The following is a 14,024-nucleotide window of genomic DNA, read 5'->3' as shown; positions in this document are numbered from 1 at the left end:
CTAACCCTTGGCGGAAAGCCAGTCCTCCCCCATCCCCACCTCCACCTCCAGGGGCACGGCGAGGGGATAGGCCTTCTCCATGGCCTCCTTGGCCAAAGCCGCCACCTCCTCGGCCCGCGCTTGGGGGGCCTCCAGGAGGAGCTCGTCGTGGACCTGGAGGAGCATGCGGGCCCCCATCTCCCGGAGGCGGGGGAAGAGCTTCACCATGGCGAGCTTCATGAGGTCGGCGGCGGTGCCCTGGACGGGCATGTTGAAGGCCATGCGCTCCGCGGCCTCCCTGACGCTCTTCACCCGGGCGTTGAGGTCGGGCACGTAGCGCCTTCTTCCGAAGAGGGTTTCCACGTAGCCCCGCTTCCTCCCCTCCTCCAGGGTCTTTTCTATCCAGGCCCGCACCTTGGGGAAGCTTTGGAAGTAGCGCTCTATAAAGGCCACCGCCTCCTCGTAGGGGATGGCAAGCTCCTGGGAGAGCCTATGGGCGGACATGCCGTAGAGGACGCCGAAGTTCACCGTCTTGGCCGCCCGGCGCATCAGGGGGTCCACGGCCTCCGGGGGGACGCCGAACATCCAGCTTGCGGTCTGGGTGTGGATGTCCTTCCCCTCCTGGAAGACCCTGATCAGGTTTTCGTCCCCGGAGAGGTGGGCGAGGACGCGGAGCTCTATCTGGCTATAGTCCAGGGCCACCAACGCCCAACCCGCCTCGGCCACGAAGGCCCGGCGGATCCTCTGGCCCAAGGGGGTGCGGACGGGGATGTTCTGCAGGTTGGGGTCGGAGCTACTAAGCCTCCCCGTGGCCGTGGCCGTCTGGTTGAAGCGGGTGTGGAGGCGGCCCGTCCTCGGGTGGACGAGGCTTGGGAGGGGGTCCACGTAGGTGTTCTTGAGCTTGGTGAGCTCCCGGTGCTGGAGGATCTTCTCCACGATGGGGTGGGCCTCCCGTAGGGCCTCCAGCACCGCGGCGCTGGTGGAGCGCTTGCCTGTCTTTTGCGTCTTCCCCAAGGCGGGAAGCCTAAGCTCGTCAAAGAGCACCCTTTCCAGCTGGTCCCGGGAGTTGAGGTTGAAGGGGTGGCCCGCCAAGCGGAAGACCTCCTCCTCGAGGCGGCGGATCTCCTCCGCAAGCTCCAGGGAAAGGGCCTGAAGGTAGGCCACGTCCAGCCGTACCCCGGTGGCCTCCATGTGGGCCAGGACCCGGGAGAGGGGCTTTTCCACCTCGTGGTAGAGCCAAAGGAGCTTCTCCTCCCCCTCGAGGCGCTTAAGGAGGTTCCGATGGAGCCTCTCCGAGAGGAGGGCCCGGTGGGCGGCGTCCTCCGTCCACTCCCCCCCGTAGCGCCGCGCCACCCCCTCGGGGGTGGTGTTGGAGGGGTCCAGGAGGTAGGCGAGGAGCATGGGGTCGTCCCCGGGCACGAGGTCTAGCCCCTCCCTCGAGGCCAAGACGGCGAGGTCCTTGGCGAGGAGGCCCCGGACCTCCTTGAGGTCCTTTAGCCCCGCCAAGGGGTCTGCTGCCCGGTGCACCCGGCCGTCCCTGCAGGCGGCCAGGGCTTTAAGCTCCGCCCACATGGGCTCGGGGCGGGAGAGGACGAAGCCCACGAAGGCCCCTTCCGGCGGGGGCCAGGGGGCCTCCTCCAGGGGGGCGGGGGCCTCCAGGAGGCCGAACTCGTGGAGGAGGCTGCCGAACTCCAGCCTCTCCAGGAAGGCCCTAAGCCCCTCCCGGTCGGGCTCCCGCCCCTGGGCGAGGTCCACCTCCAGGGGGAGGTCGGTGCGCACCCGGGAGAGCTCCAAGGAGAGCCTGAGGTCTTCCAGGTGGGCCTTGATCTTCTCCCGGACGTTTTCTGGCTTTACCCGGTCCAGGTTCTTGAGGAGGTTTTCCAGGCTTCCCCACTCCTTGAGGAGCTTGAGGGCGGTCTTCTCCCCGATGCCCTTGACCCCGGGGAGGTTGTCGGAGGGGTCCCCCACGAGGGCGCGGAAGTCCACCCACTGCTCCGGCCTGAGGCCGTACTTCTCCCAAAGCCACTCCGGGGTGATGAGGTGGCCCTCGGGGTGGAGGACGGCGACGCGGTCGGAGACGAGTTGGTAGAGGTCGCGGTCGGCGGTGAGGATGCGCACCTCGTACCCCTCCTTTTCCGCCTTCTTGGCCAGGGTGGCGAGAACGTCGTCCGCCTCGTAGCCGGGGACCTCGAGGCGGGTAAACCCCAGGAGGTCCACCAGCTCCTTGATGAGGGCGAGCTGCCGGGGGAAGTCCTCGGGGGTCGGGGCCCTCCCCGCCTTGTAGGCCTCGTAGGCCTCGTGGCGGAAGGAGGGGGCCTTGGCGTCAAAGACCACGAAGACGGCCTTGTACCCGTCCTCCTTCAGGGCCTTGAGGAGGCTCTTGGCGAAGCCGTAGACCGCCTGCACCGGTTCGCCCCGGCTCGTGGTGAGGCCCTTCAGGGCGAAGAAGGTGCGGTAGGCCAGGTGGTGGCCGTCCACCAGGAGGACCCGGCCTTTGGGTTCAAAGAGCGGAAGCATCGCCTCCATGCTACTCCAGGGCCACCTGTCCCCGGGTGGCGTCCAGGAGCGCCCTGAGGAAACCTTCCCGCTCGGGCTTGGGGAGGAGGAGGGCGAAGCGCACGCCCTCCGGGGTGTAGGTCTCCTCGGCCTTCAGGGCGCGGGCCTCCAGGAGGGCGTAGACCCGGCCCACCTCGGCGAAGGGCACGAGGAAGGCGAGCCCCACCCGCTCCACCAAGGGGACCTTGGGCGCCCGCCTTAAGGCCTCCGCCGCCACCCCCCCGTAGGCCCGCACAAGCCCCCCGGCCCCGAGCTTCACCCCGCCGAAGTAGCGCACCACCAGGACCGCCACCCGGTCCAGGCCCTGGGCCTCTATGGCGTGGAGGATGGGCCTGCCTGCGGTGCCCGAGGGCTCCCCGTCGTCAGAGAAGCGGTAGAGGAGGCCGATCTTGTAGGCGTGGCCGTTGTGGGTGGCCTCAGGCTCCCGGTTCTCGGCCAAAAACGCCAAGGCCTCCTCCTCCGAGGCCACGGGGGCCGCCTTGGCGATGAAGCGGCTTTTCTGGATCTCCTCCTCGTAGACCACCTTGTCTGCCAGGGTGAGGCTCATGCTTCCTCTAGACCCTTGACCCCGAGGAAGCCCAACGCCCTTAGCCCTTGGACCAAACGGGCATCGGCCGTCCAAAGGAGGGCCCTCTTCTTCTCGGCCAGGGCCACGTAGAAGGCATCGTAGGCCCGCGCCTGCCCAAGCTTAGATGACCAACGCAGGGCGGCGAGGGCGAGTTCCTCGTCCTTGGCATAGATCCAGGGAAGTTTGAGAAGAAGGTCCAAGGCCTTTTCCGCGGCCTCCTGGGTCAAGGCGCCGTGGAAGGAGGCCCGCCGAAGGGCCGAGGCCACCTCGGCGGCGAAGAGCCGGGGGACGAAGAGGGACCTCTCCTCCACCACGGCCCGTCGGAGGAGCCTCTGGGCATGTTCCCGCAGGGGATGGCCCGTGGCCGCGGCCACGGCCACGGAGGCGTCAAGGACCCAGGCGCTCGTCATGGGCGCGCCTGTCCTCTTCCATGAGGTCCTGCCCTAGGGGGGCTTCCCCGCCGAGGTGGCTTAGCTCTTCCAGAAGGGCGAGGTAGCCTTCCTTTCGCTTGGCCTCCTCAGCGAGGCCTCGGGCCACGAGCTCCTTCAAGGCCTCGCTGGCGCTTACCCGTCGTCCCCGGATGAGGGCGAGCCTGTGCGCCAGGCGCTGGACCTCGGCCCACTCGTCTTCCTCCAGCACCACCTGAACCCGGTGAAGCTTCATCCTCACCCCCTTATACCACGTATACCCTGTCTTCCTTCGCCCCCCTGCTGCCCCAAATTCCCGCTAGAGCCTTTTCCCGGGTCCCCATGCTGGCCCAAGCCAGCATGGGGTAGTGCTACACCCCCAAGGCCCGGCGGGCCGCCTCCTCCATGCCCGAGGGGTCCGGGAGGAGGCCCGTCCAGAGGCGGAAGGCCAAAGCCCCCTGCCAGGCGAGCATGGGAAGGCCGGTCTGGACCTTCAGGCCCTTGGCCTTGGCCTCCCGCAGAAACCGGGTCCAGAGGGGGCGGTAGACGAGGTCCACCGCAGCCCCCTCCTCCGGGAAAAGCTCCGCCGGAAGGGGGCTTGCGGAGGGGTCCTCGAGGCCCACCCGGGTGGCGTTCACGAGGAGGCGGGCCTCCCGGGCCTTCTCCAGGGGCACGGCCCTGAGGCCGAACTCCTCCGCCAGGGCGAGGGCCCTTTGGGGGGTGCGGTTCCAGACCCAGACCTCAAGCCCCGCTTCCCTCAGGGCGAAGGCCACGGCCCGCCCCGCCCCCCCGGCCCCCAGCACCAGGGCAGGGCCCTTTAGGGGGATCCCCCCCGCCTTCAGGGCCTCGAGGAAGCCCGGGGCGTCGGTGTTAAAGCCGAAAAGCCGCCCCTCCACCTGGAGGACCGTGTTCACCGCCCCGATCCTTTGGGCCTCGGGGGAGACCCAGTCCAGGTGCGCCAAAGCCGCCTCCTTCAGGGGGAGGGTGAGGTTGACCCCCCGGAAGGCCCGGCGCACCTCCTTTAGGCGCCCGGGCAAGGCCTCCAAGGGGGTGTCCCAGGCCTCGTAGCTGCCCTCAAGCCCCAGGCTTTCCAGGGCGAAGGCGTGCATGGCGGGGGAGAGGGAGTGGGCCACGGGGTGGCCCAGCACGGCGAAGCGCAGCATCCCCTTAAGGATAGCGCGGCTTGGGGCACACTTTTTCCCTGCGGGCCTATAGAATAAGGGCGGTGAAAAGGCTTTGGGCTTTGATCCTCCTCCTCCCCATCGCCCTGGGGAAGACCTACCTCGTGCCCATAGAAGGGGAGATTGACCCCGCCTTGGCGGTCTTCGTGGAGCAGGCCCTCGCCCGGGCCGAAAGGGAGGGGGCGAGCGGCGTGGCCTTCCTCATAGATACCCCGGGGGGGCGGGTGGACGCCGCCATCCGCATCTCCGACCGCATCCTCCAGACCCCCCTCCCCACCCTGGCCATCGTCCAGAACGCCTTCTCCGCCGGGGCCCTCATCGCCCTCTCTTGCCGCCAGATCGTCATGCTCCCGGGCTCGGAAATCGGGGCCGCCCTCCCCGTGGTGGCCCTGCCCCTCCAGGAGCCCCAGGCCGCGGACCAAAAGGTGATCTCCGCCCTCAAGGGGAAGTTCCGGGCCGTGGCCGAGGCAAGGGGAAGGCCCGTGGAGCTCGCCGAGGCCATGGTGGACCCGAACCTCGAGGTCCCCGGGCTTTCCGCCAAGGGGGAGCCCCTGACCCTCTCCGCCGACAAGGCGGTGGAGCTCAAGGTGGCCGACCTCAAGGCGGCGAGCCTCTACGAGGCCCTTCAGGCCGCGGGCTTCAGCCCCGAGGTGGAGCGGCTCGCCCCGGGCCCCCGCGTCCAGGTGGCCCGCTTTCTCACGAGCTCCACCGTGGCGGGCCTCCTCCTCGCCTTGGGGCTCCTCCTCCTTTTGGTGGAGCTCTTCACCCCGGGGTTTGGGGTGGCGGGGGCCCTGGGGCTTGCCTTCCTCGCCCTCTACTTCGCCGGGGGGTGGCTTGCGGGGCTTTCCGGGGCCTTTGAGCTCCTCCTCTTCCTCCTCGGGGTCGCCCTCCTCCTCGCGGAGGCCTTCCTCTTCCCGGGCTTCGGCATCGCCGGGGTCTTGGGGGTGGGGAGCATCCTGGCCTCCGTCTACTTCACCTTCGGGGAGAACGCCCTCCTCGTCCTCTCCGTGGCCGTGATCGCCTTGGGGCTCGGCCTGGTGCTGGTCTTCCGCTACCTCCCGCGGACGAGGCCCGCCCAGGCCTTGGTCCTGGAAAGCGCCATCCAGGGGCACGCCACCGAGGAGGCGGTGGAGGTGGGGGCGGTGGGGACCGCCCTCACGGACCTGAGGCCCGGGGGCGTGGCCCGCTTCGGGGCCAAGCGGGTGGACGTGGTGGCGAACCGGGGGTTCATCCCCAAGGGGACCCCGGTGCGCGTGGTGGAGGTCCGGGGCATAACGGTCGTGGTGGAACCGTTGGAGGAGTAGCTATGGAAGGACTGGGCATCGTTTTCCTGGCGGCGGTCGTCCTGCTTTTCGTCTTCCTCTTCTTCAGCTTCATCCCGGTGGGGCTTTGGATCTCGGCCTGGGCGGCGGGGGTCAGGGTCCCCCTCCTCACCCTGGTGGCCATGCGCTTAAGGCGCGTCCCCCCGGCCAAGATCATCTACCCCCTCATCAAGGCCACCAAGGCGGGGCTGGACGTGAGGCTGGACCGCCTCGAGGCCCACTACCTGGCCGGGGGGAACGTGGACCGGGTGGTGGACGCCCTCATCGCCGCCGACAAGGCGGGGATCAAGCTCACCTTTGACCGGGCGGCGGCCATAGACCTCGCGGGCCGGGACGTCCTGGAGGCGGTGCGGGTCAGCGTGAACCCCAAGGTCATCCAGACCCCCATGGTGGCCGCCGTGGCCAAGGACGGGATCCAGCTTCTCGCCACCGCCCGGGTCACGGTGCGGGCCAACATTGACCGCCTGGTGGGCGGGGCGGGGGAGGAGACGATCATCGCCCGGGTGGGGGAAGGCATCGTCACCACCATCGGCAGCGCCAACTCCCACAAGGAGGTCCTGGAGAACCCCGACCGCATCTCCAAGACCGTGCTGGAGAAGGGGCTGGACGCGGGCACCGCCTTTGAGATCCTCTCCGTGGACATCGCCGACGTGGACGTGGGCAAGAACATCGGCGCCCAGCTCCAGATTGACCAGGCGGAGGCCGACAAGAAGATCGCCCAGGCCAAGGCCGAGGAGCGGAGGGCCATGGCCGTGGCCGCCGAGCAGGAGAACCGCGCCCTGGTGGAGGCCATGCGGGCCAAGCTGGTGGAGGCCCAGGCCCAGGTGCCCTTGGCCCTGGCGGAGGCGTTGAGGAAAGGCCACCTTGGGGTGATGGACTACTACCGCCTGAAGAACATCGAGGCCGACACCGACATGCGGGAGTCCATCAGCCGCGCGGCGAAGCCCGAGGGTGAGGAATGAGCTTAGACGACCTTTTGGGCCTCCTCTTCGTCCTCTTCTTCATCGTCCTCCCGGCCCTCCAGGGGCTTTTCCGCCGGAACCCCCCGCCCGACCTCCCCTTTCCCGTGGAGGGGGAGCTCGAGGCGCCCCCGCCCCCTCCGCCCCCTCCGCGGCCGTCTGAGCCTTCCCTGGAGGCGCTCCAGGTCCCGCCCCCCCGGCCCCGGGAGGCGGGCCTCCAGGAGGCGGAGCCGGTGGTGTCTTCCGGGGAGGCGCCCAAGCGGCCCAAGGGAAGGCGGCTTGGCACCCGCGCCAAGGACGTGGTCCAGGGAATGATATGGCACGAAATCCTGAAGAAGCCCAAAGGGTTGTGATCCCCCTGGGGAGCGAGGAGGCCCTGGCCTTTCTGGGCCAGGCCGACCGCAACCTGAAGCGCCTGCGGAGCCTCTTCCGGACCTACCTGGGGGACGAGGTCCGCCTCGTCTCCCGGGGGGAGCAGGTGGAGGTCTTGGGGCCTCCCGAGGCCGTGGAGAAGGCGGAGAGGGCCCTCCGGGACCTCCTCGCCCTCCTGCGCCAGGGAGCGGAGCTGGACGAGGCCACGCTGGAGCAGGCGGTCCGCCTGGCGGCGGAAGGGGAGGGGCTTTACCAGGCCACCGAGCCCGAGCTGGAGCTCCAGCTCCCGGGCCGCCTGCGCCCCAAAACCCCGGGGCAGAAGCGGTACGTGGAGGCCATCGCCCGGCACGACATCACCTTCGGCATCGGCCCCGCGGGCACGGGGAAGACTTACCTGGCCGTGGCCATGGCCGTGAGCCACCTTCGGGCGCGCCGGGTGAAGCGCATCATCCTCACCCGCCCGGCGGTGGAAGCGGGGGAGAAGCTGGGCTTTCTGCCGGGGGACATCCAGGCCAAGGTGGACCCCTACCTCAGGCCCCTTTACGACGCCCTCTTTGACATGATTGACGCGGAGCGGTTTGAGCAGTACCTGCAGTCGGGGATCATTGAGGTGGCGCCTTTGGCCTTTATGCGTGGAAGAACTTTGAATGATGCCTTCATCATCCTGGACGAGGCCCAGAACACCACCCCGGAGCAGATGAAGATGTTCCTCACCCGCATGGGCTTCTCCTCCAAGATGGTCATCACGGGGGACGTGACCCAGATTGACCTGCCCAAGCACCAGCGGTCCGGCCTGGTGGAGGCCATTCGCATCCTCAAGGGCATAGAGGGGATCGCCTTCGTCCACTTCAAGGAGTCGGACGTGGTGCGCCACCCCTTGGTGGCCCGCATCATCAAGGCCTACGAGGAGGCGGAGCGTGGTGGAGGTGGTGCGCAATAAGCGCCCTCCCCGGGGGCTTGTCCCTAGGCTCAGGCGGGCCCTGGCCGCCCTCATGGAGGAGCTCGGCGTGGGGGACAAGGGGGTCACGGTGATCCTCACCGGGGACCGCCGCCTTCGCGCCCTGAAGCGGGAGTGGTGGGGGGAGGACGAGGCCACGGACGTCCTCTCCTTCCCCCACTACGAGCCGGGGGACCCCTTCGTTCCCCCCCACCTCGGGGACATCTGGATCAGCCTGGACACCGCGAGGAGGCAGGCCGAGGCCCGGGGAGCCTCCTTGGAGGAGGAGGTCCTGGTCCTCGCCGCCCACGGGCTTTGGCACCTCCTCGGCCACGACCATCAGAAGGAGGAGGATTGGGAGGGGTTCCGCCGCGTCCAAGAGAGGATCCTCGCCCTCTAAAAGGGGTCCTCCGGTCCTTCGGCTACGCGTGGGAGGGCCTCGCCTACGCCTGGCGGGTCCAGCGGAACTTCCGGGTGGAGGTGGCCTTGGGCCTCCTCGCCTTGGGGCTCGGCCTTTGGCTTGGGGTGGACCTCGTGCCCATCCTCCTCGTGGCCGCCCTGGTCCTCTCCTTGGAGCTCGTCAACACGGCCCTCGAGGCCCTCACCGACCTGGCAAGCCCCGTCTACCACCCCTTGGCCAAGCGGGCCAAGGACACCGCCGCGGCGGCCGTCTTCCTGGCGAGCCTCTTCGCCCTCGGCCTCGGGGTCTACCTCTTCCTCCCCGCGCTTTGGGCCCGGCTTGGGCTAAGCTAGGGGTATGGAATACGAGGAGAGGGAGCTGATCCTGGAGCTCTTTCCAGGAACCTCCCCCGACCTCCTGCCCATAGGGGAGATCCTCTATTACCGGGACGAGGAGGGCCGGGTGGTGATCCTGGAGAAGGGCCCGCCCGAGCTCAAGCTCGTCTTGGAACCCCTCCCGGGAAGCCCCGCCACCCCCCAGGTCTGCGAGGCCTGCCACCGCCACCTCTCCGGGCAGGCGGCCGGGTTTTTCCGCCACACCGTGGGAGGGGACCCGAGGCACCTGCGCTACCTGGTCCTCTGCCAGGACACGGCCCGCTGCGCCAGCCACGCCCCACCCGGGCGTTTGAGGGAGATCCTCCTTCGGGGTATACTCTCCTGAGAAAGGCCCCAGGGCCGCGCGGAGGTCGGCAGCCGCCGGCCTCCCGTTTGCCAGTGGGGGTTAGCGAGGTGACCTATGGCGCGCGAGGTGAAGCTCACCAAGGCCGGCTACGAGCGGCTCATGCAGCAGCTGGAGCGCGAGCGCGAGCGCCTGCAGGAGGCCACCAAGATCCTGCAGGAGCTGATGGAGTCCAGCGACGACTACGACGACTCGGGCCTCGAGGCGGCCAAGCAGGAGAAGGCCCGGATTGAGGCCCGGATTGACTCCCTGGAGGACATCCTCTCCCGGGCCGTGATCCTGGAGGAGGGAAGCGGGGAGGTCATCGGCCTGGGCTCGGTGGTGGAGCTGGAAGACCCCCTTTCCGGGGAGCGGCTTTCCGTCCAGGTGGTCTCCCCGGCGGAGGCCAACGTCCTGGACACGCCCATGAAGATCTCCGACGCCTCGCCCATGGGCAAGGCCCTTTTGGGCCACCGGGTGGGGGACGTGCTCTCCCTGGACACCCCCAAGGGCAGGCGGGAGTTCCGGGTGGTGGCCATCCACGGTTGAGGCCATGAACGACCAGACCCGCCAGCGCCTGCTCAACCTGGAAGCCTTGGTGGAGGCGGGGTTTGCCCCCTACCCCTACCGCTTCCCCAAGACCCACAGCGCCGAGGCCATCCTCAAGGCCAAGCGGGGCGCCCCCCCTGAGTCCGAGTGGCCGGAGGAGGAGGTGGCCGTGGCCGGGCGCCTCGTGGCCTTGAGGCGCATGGGCAAGGTGACCTTCGCCCACCTCCTGGACGAGACGGGAAGGATCCAGCTCTACTTCCAGAGGGACCTCACGCCCAAATACGAGCTCCTCAAGAAGCTGGACGTGGGGGACATCCTGGGGGTGAGGGGGCACCCCTTCACCACCAAGACGGGGGAGGTGACGGTCAAGGTCCTGGACTGGACGCCCCTGGTCAAGAGCCTCCACCCCCTCCCCGACAAGTGGCACGGCCTCCGGGACAAGGAGGTCCGCTACCGCCAGCGCTATCTGGACCTCATCGTCAACCCCGAGGTGCGGGAGGTCTTCCGCCGCCGCTCGGAGATCGTCCGCTACATCCGGCGCTTCTTTGAGGCCAAGGGGTTTTTGGAGGTGGAGACCCCCATCCTCCAGCCCACCACGGGCGGGGCGGAGGCCAGGCCCTTCAAGACCTACCACAACGCCCTAGACCACGAGTTCTACCTCCGCATCTCCTTGGAGCTCTACCTCAAGCGCCTCCTCGTCGGGGGGTACGAGAAGGTCTTTGAGATCGGGCGCAACTTCCGCAACGAGGGCATTGACCACAACCACAACCCCGAGTTCACCATGCTGGAGGCCTACTGGGCCTACGCCGACTACCAGGACATGGCGGGCCTGGTGGAGGAGCTCCTTTCGGGCCTCGTCCTCCACCTCTTCGGGAGCCACGAGGTCCCCTACCAAGGGCGGGTGCTGAACTTCAAGCCGCCCTTCAGGCGCATCTCCTTCGTGGAGGCCCTGAAGGAGAAGGCGGGCCTTCCCTTTGACCCCCTGGACCTGGAGCGCCTAAGGCTTTGGGCCGACGCCCACCACCCCGAGCTTTCCCAGGTGCCGAACTACAAGCTTCTGGACAAGCTTTTCGGCATCTACGTGGAGCCCGAGCTCCAGGACCCCACCTTTGTCTTTGACTTCCCCCTGGCCATCAGCCCCCTGGCCAAAAGGCACCGGGAGAAGCCGGGCCTCGTGGAGCGCTGGGACCTCTACGCCGGGGGGATGGAGCTTGCTCCCTGTTACTCCGAGCTCAACGACCCCTTGGACCAAAGGGAGCGCTTCCTGGAGCAGGCGAGGCGCCGCAAGGAGGGGGACGAGGAGGCCCCCGAGCCCGACGAGGACTTCCTCCTGGCCCTGGAGTACGGGATGCCCCCGGCGGCGGGGCTGGGCCTCGGGATAGACCGCCTCGCCATGCTCCTCACCGACCAGCCCTCTCTAAGGGACGTCCTCCTCTTCCCCCTCCTCAAGCCCAAGAAGGAGGCGGTGGAAGAAGGGGTCTAAATGGCCGAAGGCGCCGCCCGGTTGAGCCTCGCCGTCGCCCTCCTCGTGTTGGGGCTCAAGGCCCTCGCCTACCTTCTCACGGGCTCGGTGGCCCTGCTCTCGGACGCCCTCGAGTCCCTGGTGAACGTGGCCGCGGCCCTCGCCGCCCTCCTCGCCCTCCGGGTCGCCCGCAAGCCGCCGGACCAGAACCACCCCTTCGGCCACACCAAGGCCGAGTACGTTTCCGCCGTCCTGGAAGGGGTGCTGGTGGTCTTGGCCGCCCTCTGGATCGCCAAGGAGGCCCTGCCCCGCCTCCTCCACCCCGTGCCCCTCGAGGGCTTGGGCTTGGGGCTTGGGGTGAGCCTCCTCGCCTCCCTCCTCAACGGCCTCCTGGCCTACCACCTCCTGAAGGAGGGCCGCCGCCACCGCTCCCCCGCCCTCACCGCCGACGGGTACCACGTCCTCTCCGACGTCCTCACCTCCTTGGGGGTGGTCCTGGGCGTGGGCCTCGCCGGGCTCACGGGCCTTTGGGTCTTGGACCCCCTCCTCGCCCTCGCCGTGGCGGGCCAGATCCTCTTCCTGGGCTACCGCATCGTGCGGGAGTCGGTGGGAGGGCTTATGGACGAGGGCCTTCCCCCGGAGGAGGTGGAGCGCATCCACACCTTCCTCCAGGAGCGCATCCGGGGCCGGGCCCTCGAGGTCCACGACCTCAAGACCCGAAGGGCCGGCCCCAGGAGCTTCCTGGAGTTCCACCTCGTGGTGCGGGGGGACACCCCCGTGGAGGAGGCCCACCGCCTCTGCGACGAGCTGGAAAGGGCCCTGGCCCAGGCCTTTCCCGGCCTTCAGGCCACCATCCACGTGGAGCCCGAGGGCGAGCGGAAGCGGACAAACCCCTGACGCTCTTTTCCTGCCCGGCAAAAAAGCGTAAACTATGGGGCAAAGGAGGCCCCCATGCGCAGGAAGCACGACTGGCTCAGGGAAACCTATAGGAAGAGCCTGGAGAAGATCCCCGAGCGCCCCGTGGCCCACCGCACCCTCTCCAATATCGCCCCCGACCCCCTCTACACCCCGGAGGACATCGGGGTCTTGGACCCGGAGTACGAGGAGAAGCGGGGCTTCCCCGGGGAGTTCCCCTACACCCGGGGGGTCTACGGCTCCATGTACCGGTCCAAACTCTGGACCATGCGCATGTTCGCCGGCTTCGGCACCGCCGAGCAGACGAACGAGCGCTTCAAGAAGCTCCTGAAGGCGGGGCAGACGGGCCTCAGCGTGGCCTTTGACCTCCCCACCCTCATGGGCTACGACTCCGACCACCCCCTCTCCAAGGGGGAGGTGGGGAAGTGCGGGGTGGCGGTCTCTAGCCTCGCCGACATGGAGATCCTCTTTGAGGGGATCAACCTCGAGGAGGTCACCACCTCCATGACCATCAACAGCCCCGCCAACGCCATCTGGGCCATGTACCTGGCGGTGGCCAAGAAGCGGGGCTACGACTGGAAGAAGCTCGGGGGCACGATCCAAAACGACATCCTCAAGGAGTACATCGCCCAGAAGGAGTTCATCTTCCCCCCCGAGCCCAGCGTGAAGCTGGTCATTGACACCTTTGAGTGGGGGCCCAAGAACGTCCCCAAGTGGAACTTCATCTCCGTCTCCGGCTACCACATCCGGGAGGCGGGCTCCACGGCGGTGCAGGAGCTCGCCTGGACCCTGGCGGACGGCTTTGAGTACGTGGAGGCCGCCCTCAAGCGGGGCCTGGACATTGACGAGTTCGCCCCAAGGATCAGCTTCTTCTTTGACGTCCACAACGACTTCTTTGAGGAGATCGCCAAGTTCCGGGCGGCCCGGCGCATCTGGGCCAAGGAGATGCGCTACCGCTACAAGGCCAAGAACCCCCAAAGCTGGATGCTCCGCACCCACGCCCAGACCGCCGGGGTCTCCCTCACCGCGCAGCAGCCCCTGAACAACATCGCCCGGGTGGCCATCCAGGCCCTGGCGGCGGTCCTCGGCGGCACAAACAGCCTCCACACCGACGCCTACGACGAGGCCCTGGCCCTGCCCACGGAGGAGAGCGCCACCATCGCCCTGCGCACCCAGCAGATCATCGCCTACGAGACCGGGGTCACCCACACCATTGACCCCCTGGCGGGGAGCTACTACGTGGAGTGGCTCACCGACGAGATGGAGCGGCAGGCCATGGAGATCATTGAGGAGATCCGCCGCATGGGGGGCGTGGTGCGGGCCATTGAGGAGGGGTACTTCCTCCGGGAGCTCGCCGAGGCCAGCTACCGCTACCAGCAGGAGGTGGAGCGGAAGGAGCGGATCATCGTGGGGGTGAACGCCTTCACCGACGAGATTCCCCTGAAGGTGCCCATCCAGCTCGTGGACCCCGAGGTGGAAAGGGTCCAGGCGGAGCGGCTCGCCCGGGTGCGGCGGGAGCGCGACCCCAAGCGGGTGGAGGAGGCCCTTCAGGGCCTAAGGCGCGCTGCGGTAGAGGGGCAGAACACCATGCCCCACTTCGTGGAGTGCGCCCTGGCCTACTGCACCCTGGGGGAGATGATGGACGTGCTTCGGGAGGTCTACGGCACCTACCAGGAGCCGGCCTACGTGTAGGAGGGGTA

The 14,024-nt window shown here is 68.4% G+C and carries 16 protein-coding genes; 11 read left to right on the top strand and 5 right to left on the bottom strand.

Annotation, left to right across the window (positions count from 1 at the left end; genetic code table 11):
* The 5 genes from polA to aroE form a co-directional block, all read right to left on the bottom strand.
* Window positions 1–2,505, bottom strand: coding sequence for a DNA polymerase I (polA, locus tag TTH_RS05365; protein ID WP_011228405.1), 2,505 nt, complete (start codon window positions 2,503–2,505; stop codon window positions 1–3).
* A 1-nt stretch (window position 2,506) separates the two neighbouring features.
* Complete coding sequence (locus TTH_RS05360) at window positions 2,507–3,082, bottom strand: IMPACT family protein (protein ID WP_011228404.1); 576 nt, start codon at window positions 3,080–3,082, stop codon at window positions 2,507–2,509.
* Window positions 3,079–3,513: a type II toxin-antitoxin system VapC family toxin gene (locus TTH_RS05355; RefSeq protein WP_011228403.1), complete on the bottom strand. Its 435-nt coding sequence runs from the start codon at window positions 3,511–3,513 to the stop codon at window positions 3,079–3,081. Before TTH_RS05355 ends, TTH_RS05360 begins: the two co-directional genes overlap by 4 nt.
* A complete protein-coding gene (locus TTH_RS05350) occupies window positions 3,491–3,766 on the bottom strand; it encodes a hypothetical protein (protein WP_011228402.1) in 276 nt (91 codons plus the stop codon). The genes TTH_RS05355 and TTH_RS05350 overlap by 23 nt, the downstream gene beginning before the upstream one ends.
* A 115-nt stretch (window positions 3,767–3,881) precedes the next feature.
* Complete coding sequence (aroE, locus tag TTH_RS05345; RefSeq protein WP_011228401.1) at window positions 3,882–4,673, bottom strand: shikimate dehydrogenase; 792 nt, start codon at window positions 4,671–4,673, stop codon at window positions 3,882–3,884.
* Between the two features lie 62 nt (window positions 4,674–4,735).
* Here aroE and TTH_RS05340 point away from each other — a divergent pair, with 62 nt between their 5' ends.
* From TTH_RS05340 to TTH_RS05290, 11 genes are all read left to right on the top strand, one after another.
* Window positions 4,736–5,995 (top strand): NfeD family protein, encoded by a 1,260-nt coding sequence (locus TTH_RS05340; protein ID WP_164926053.1) that lies wholly within the window; start codon window positions 4,736–4,738, stop codon window positions 5,993–5,995.
* A gap of 2 nt (window positions 5,996–5,997) precedes the next feature.
* Window positions 5,998–6,975, top strand: coding sequence for a flotillin-like protein FloA (gene floA, locus TTH_RS05335; protein WP_011173128.1), 978 nt, complete (start codon window positions 5,998–6,000; stop codon window positions 6,973–6,975).
* Window positions 6,972–7,325 (top strand): hypothetical protein, encoded by a 354-nt coding sequence (locus tag TTH_RS05330; RefSeq protein ID WP_011228399.1) that lies wholly within the window; start codon window positions 6,972–6,974, stop codon window positions 7,323–7,325. Before floA ends, TTH_RS05330 begins: the two co-directional genes overlap by 4 nt.
* Window positions 7,289–8,284 carry a PhoH family protein gene (locus TTH_RS05325; RefSeq protein ID WP_011228398.1) on the top strand — a complete coding sequence of 332 codons (996 nt, stop codon included), beginning with the start codon at window positions 7,289–7,291 and terminating at the stop codon, window positions 8,282–8,284. Before TTH_RS05330 ends, TTH_RS05325 begins: the two co-directional genes overlap by 37 nt.
* Complete coding sequence (ybeY, locus tag TTH_RS05320) at window positions 8,262–8,681, top strand: rRNA maturation RNase YbeY (RefSeq protein ID WP_011173125.1); 420 nt, start codon at window positions 8,262–8,264, stop codon at window positions 8,679–8,681. The genes TTH_RS05325 and ybeY overlap by 23 nt, the downstream gene beginning before the upstream one ends.
* Window positions 8,636–9,034, top strand: a complete 399-nt coding sequence (locus TTH_RS05315; RefSeq protein WP_011228397.1) for a diacylglycerol kinase — start codon at window positions 8,636–8,638, stop codon at window positions 9,032–9,034. The genes ybeY and TTH_RS05315 overlap by 46 nt, the downstream gene beginning before the upstream one ends.
* Window positions 9,035–9,038: 4 nt before the next feature.
* Window positions 9,039–9,401 carry a hypothetical protein gene (locus TTH_RS05310; RefSeq protein ID WP_008632453.1) on the top strand — a complete coding sequence of 121 codons (363 nt, stop codon included), beginning with the start codon at window positions 9,039–9,041 and terminating at the stop codon, window positions 9,399–9,401.
* 75 nt (window positions 9,402–9,476) lie between these two features.
* The gene (locus tag TTH_RS05305) at window positions 9,477–9,947 is read left to right on the top strand and encodes a GreA/GreB family elongation factor (protein ID WP_011228396.1); all 471 of its coding nucleotides are present in this window, start codon (window positions 9,477–9,479) and stop codon (window positions 9,945–9,947) included.
* A gap of 4 nt (window positions 9,948–9,951) precedes the next feature.
* Window positions 9,952–11,430 (top strand): lysine--tRNA ligase, encoded by a 1,479-nt coding sequence (gene lysS, locus TTH_RS05300; protein ID WP_011173121.1) that lies wholly within the window; start codon window positions 9,952–9,954, stop codon window positions 11,428–11,430.
* Window positions 11,431–12,306: a cation diffusion facilitator family transporter gene (locus tag TTH_RS05295; RefSeq protein WP_011228395.1), complete on the top strand. Its 876-nt coding sequence runs from the start codon at window positions 11,431–11,433 to the stop codon at window positions 12,304–12,306. It begins immediately after the preceding gene.
* A gap of 54 nt (window positions 12,307–12,360) precedes the next feature.
* A complete protein-coding gene (locus TTH_RS05290) occupies window positions 12,361–14,016 on the top strand; it encodes an acyl-CoA mutase large subunit family protein (RefSeq protein ID WP_011228394.1) in 1,656 nt (551 codons plus the stop codon).
* The last annotated feature ends 8 nt before the right edge of the window (window positions 14,017–14,024 follow it).

The organism is Thermus thermophilus HB8, assembly GCF_000091545.1.
GTDB classification, from domain to species: domain Bacteria; phylum Deinococcota; class Deinococci; order Deinococcales; family Thermaceae; genus Thermus; species Thermus thermophilus.
This window is presented reverse-complemented; position numbering and strand designations above follow the sequence as displayed.